The organism is Pseudomonadota bacterium, assembly GCA_010028905.1.
Classification (GTDB): Bacteria; Vulcanimicrobiota; Xenobia; order RGZZ01; family RGZZ01; genus RGZZ01.
On sequence record RGZZ01000526.1, the window covers coordinates 1 to 3,263 of the forward strand.

The following is a 3,263-nucleotide window of genomic DNA, read 5'->3' on the forward strand; positions in this document are numbered from 1 at the left end:
CCACCTCGAAGTGGGCCGTGCCCAGCAGCTCGCGCGCCCGCGACAGGACGGCGGCGGGAAGGCCGAGTCGCTCGCTGATCTCGAGGGCGCACGATCGCCCGGGAAGCCCCTGCAAGATGCGATACGTGGGCTGCAGCGTCCGGGGATCGAACTCCATGGCGGCGTTCATCGCGCCGTCATACCCGCTGGCGAACGCCTTCAGATCGTTGTGATGGGTGGTGCAGATCACCAGTGCGCCAAGCGCATGGAGATGCTCGAGGATGGAGACCGCCAGACCCGCCCCTTCACGGGGATCGGTTCCCGCGCCCAGCTCGTCGAGCAGAACGAGGGTGCCCTGTCCCGCCTTCGACACGATGCGCGAGATCTGCAGCAGATGGGCGGAGAACGTGCTCAGGTTCTGATGGATGCTCTGCTCGTCACCGATGTCGGCGTACACACCGCGGAAGAAGCCGATTCGCGAGCCTTCTCCAACCGGCACCGGCAGGCCGCACATCGCCATGAGAACCACCAGGCCGACGGTCTTGAGGCTCACGGTCTTGCCCCCGGTGTTGGGGCCGGTCACGACGAGGACGCGGCACCCGCCGCCCCCGTCTCCCCCCTCTGGCGGGCTCCCCACGTCGAGATCGATGGGCACGGCGCGCGCGCCGAGGAGCGGATGTCGCGCCTTCCGCAGCGTCACGCGGGGACGCTCCTCGACGAGAACCAGGCTGGCATGCGTCTTCGAGGCGTGACGCGCCGTGGCCATGAGCATGTCGAGGTGCGCGAGGATCTCGTCATTGGCGCACACGTCATCGCAGACGGCACCCACCCGTTCGCTCAGCGCGCGCAAGATGCGCTCGACCTCGTGGCTCTCGTCGATGCGCAGGGCGCGAAGGTCGTTGTCGAGATCGACTACCGCCAGCGGCTCCATGAAGACGGTGGCACCGCTGGCCGAGGCGTCGTGAACGAGCCCCTCGAAAACGCCGCGATACTCGGCCTTCACGGGCACGACGTATCGGTCTTGACGGGTTGTCACGTACGGCTCCTGGAGCATGCGCGCCACAGCGGGGTTGCGCAGCACCGCCTGCATGCGGCCACCGATCTTGTTCTGGAGGGTTCGGATGCGAACGCGGATGTCCTCGAGACGGGCGCTGGCGGTCTCGCGAACCTCGCCCTCCGATGTGAGCGTTCCCTCGATGTGGCGAACGATGTCCGGATGGACCGAGAGCACCTCGGCTCGCGCCGCCATGCGAGGCGCCGTCTGCGCGCGCTCGAGCAGGAAGGCCCGTGTCTGCACCGCCACCCGCAACGTGTTCCCCACATCGAGGAGCACCGACGGCTCGAGAACCCCGCCCTTTCTGGCCATCTCTGCGTGTGCGCGAATGTCGCGCACCCCACGCAGCGGGGGGACACTCATCTGCTCATCGAAGCGGATCGCCTCCGCCACCTCGGCCTGACGCGCGCGCACGTCATCGAGGCTGGCGAGCGGATACAGGGCGAGCACGGCCTCACGGCCGCGGCTCCACACCGACTCAGCGGCGATCTGATCGAGCACGAGCGAGAGCTCGAGAACATCGCGAGATTGCTCTTCTACTGCAGGTTCCACGGCGTGGAGAGTTCCGCGGCGGCGGCGACGGCCCCTCTCCCGCTGCGCGCGTGAACCCAGCCAGCGCCCCCACGGAACCGCGTGCTCATCCCCCGACCCGCAAAACCGGCCGGAGTTAACATGTTCGCAACAGACACCCACCCATGGCCGTGGTATCTTAACGTTGAAGTGACTGGACATTAACGATCGACCCAGGGCAAGACGCAGTGCCCGCTGCTGTCTGACCAGGGGCAGGAACGCGATCCGCATCGTTCAGGACGAGCATGGAGGGGACCGAAATGTCAATTTCCGCAATTGCCACACTGAACGCCGCCAAGACGGCGAACGCGCCCAAGAGCGCTGCCCCTGCCGCAGAGCCGGCGCCCACCACCGGTGACACCGTGGTCATCCGCGGCGTCGAGGGCGCCCAGCCTTCAGTGGCCGAGCGGCTTCTCGACTCGAACACCGTGGCCCAGCTCGTGGGCTCGAAGATGAAGGCTGGCGAATCGGTGACGATCAACGCCAACGGCCAGACGGTGCTCGAGATCAAGAAAGACAGCGTGAGCACCTACGACAAGTTCAAGACCTTCGCCAGCGACACGTTCCACGCGGCGGCCTACCAGGTCTCTGACATCGTCGCGCAAGACCCCGCGTTCGCATTCAAGGAATCGGCCCTGGGCGTGAAGTCGCAGGTCATGAACGGCATCCCGCAGGAGCTGCAGGACTTCGCTGAAAAAGGCTTCCTGCCGATGATTCGCGTCGTGGCCCTCGCCCTCGACACGAAGAAGGCCATCGACACCTTCAAGAACCCGTCGGCCAACCACATCGACAAGTTCGTCGACGGCGCCCACCTCGTCACCGACGTCGCGGGCCTCGGCGGCGCGGTGGCCTACGCCATCCCGTCGGTGGGGGCCAGCGTGGCCACCGCGCTCACCGTGGCGGGCCTGATGGGAGACGTGGCCGCCTACGGCTACCACGTGATGAAGTACTTCGCCGACCGCGGGATGGCGCCGCCCGATCCGAACGCCCCGCCGGATGGGGGCTACCCCACCGACCCGACTGAGCCGGACCCCACGCAGCCCGACCCGACGCAGCCGGATCCCACCCAGCCTACCGATCCCAGCCAGCCGCCGGACGGCAGCTACCCGGATCCGAGCCAGCCTCCGGGCGGAGCGAAGCCTGTTCCTCCCACGGGTGGAACCCAGCCTTCGCAGAAGGCCCGGGCCTAGGCCGCAGGCCTGCCCACAGAGAACGCCCCCGTCGGCACGCGTCGACGAGGGCTTTTTCCTTTTCTGGCGGCAGCAGCGGCGCCTACCCGGGTGGACGCCCGAAGAAGGCGCTGACATCGAACCAGAACTCGCCTGTCTCTCCGCAGCCCTGGCACGTTGCACGCAGCTGATCGTGGGGCTTGCGCGCCTCGTCGAACACGAGCGCCTGCTGTGAGACCTTCCAGGCCCCCCCACATGCGCAGGGATGGGCCGCGAGATAGGCCCGCTCAGCGGCGATGCTCTCCACGGCAATGGCATTCTCGATGGACATGCGGCTACTCCTCGATTCCGCCAGAGGGGGCGGGGTGGTTGACCGATGGGCCGGGAAACAGTTCTGTCGCGGCAAGCTTGTAGCTGAGGATGGACAGCTCGTTGGTGAGATCGACGTTGCGAACCGATACCGTGGCGGGAAGGTTGAGCTTCACACCCGA

At 67.1% G+C, this 3,263-nt stretch carries 3 protein-coding genes; 1 reads left to right on the forward strand and 2 read right to left on the reverse strand.

Going from position 1 to position 3,263, the window contains the following annotated elements; genetic code table 11:
• Nucleotides 1-1,585, reverse strand: a 1,585-nt coding sequence (locus tag EB084_22305; protein NDD30997.1) for an endonuclease MutS2, incomplete at its 3' end; no start/stop codon positions are given.
• A gap of 278 nt (nucleotides 1,586-1,863) precedes the next feature.
• On the opposite strand from EB084_22305, the gene EB084_22310 reads away from it, so the two are divergent.
• Entirely contained in the window at nucleotides 1,864-2,793 is a 930-nt protein-coding gene (locus EB084_22310) for a hypothetical protein (GenBank protein NDD30998.1), read from the forward strand.
• 82 nt (nucleotides 2,794-2,875) lie between these two features.
• Here the strand turns inward: EB084_22310 and EB084_22315 are convergent, their stop codons facing one another.
• Complete coding sequence (locus EB084_22315) at nucleotides 2,876-3,103, reverse strand: hypothetical protein (protein ID NDD30999.1); 228 nt, start codon at nucleotides 3,101-3,103, stop codon at nucleotides 2,876-2,878.
• Between the last annotated feature and the right edge of the window lie 160 nt (nucleotides 3,104-3,263).